The organism is Methylocella silvestris (assembly GCF_002891535.1).
Taxonomy (GTDB): Bacteria; Pseudomonadota; Alphaproteobacteria; order Rhizobiales; family Beijerinckiaceae; genus Methylocapsa; species Methylocapsa silvestris_A.
The window spans coordinates 1-436 of record NZ_PDZR01000070.1 but is presented as its reverse complement, the minus strand read 5'-3'; the positions used below and the strand labels follow the sequence as shown (position 1 = coordinate 436).

The 436-nt window shown below is 61.7% G+C and carries 1 protein-coding gene; it reads right to left on the bottom strand.

Annotation, left to right across the window (positions count from 1 at the left end; genetic code table 11):
• A partial coding sequence (locus CR492_RS20270) for a GDSL-type esterase/lipase family protein (RefSeq protein WP_245412200.1) occupies positions 1-354 on the bottom strand: 354 nt, incomplete at its 3' end.
• Between the last annotated feature and the right edge of the window lie 82 nt (positions 355-436).

The following is a 436-nucleotide window of genomic DNA, read 5'->3' as shown; positions in this document are numbered from 1 at the left end:
GTCGTTGAGCTCCACAATATGTTGCGCCGGATCCTGTATCGACGGGCGCCATGGAAAATAGCCCGCGGGCGGCACCGAGCCCAGGACCACGCGAATTTCATTCGCGGTGGCCAGCTCGACCATGGAGGCGATGTTGTTCTTGATTGCCTCCAGGGTCGTGGGACCGCCGTTGCCACCGAAATCGTTGGTGCCCCCGAGAATGTGCACCACCGCGGGTTTCAGCGCGATGACATCCTGGCGGAAGCGAACGAGCATCTGGGCGGTCGTCTGCCCCGAAACTCCCCGGTTTAAGTAGCCTTCGCCGAAAAACTCAGGGTGCGCGGGTTTCCAGAACTCGGTGATGGAGTCGCCCATGAACACCACCCTGGGCGCGCTCGTGCGGCGCAAGGCAGCGTTGTCTGCACGGTATCGGCACAGTTGTGCCCAGTCATAATGC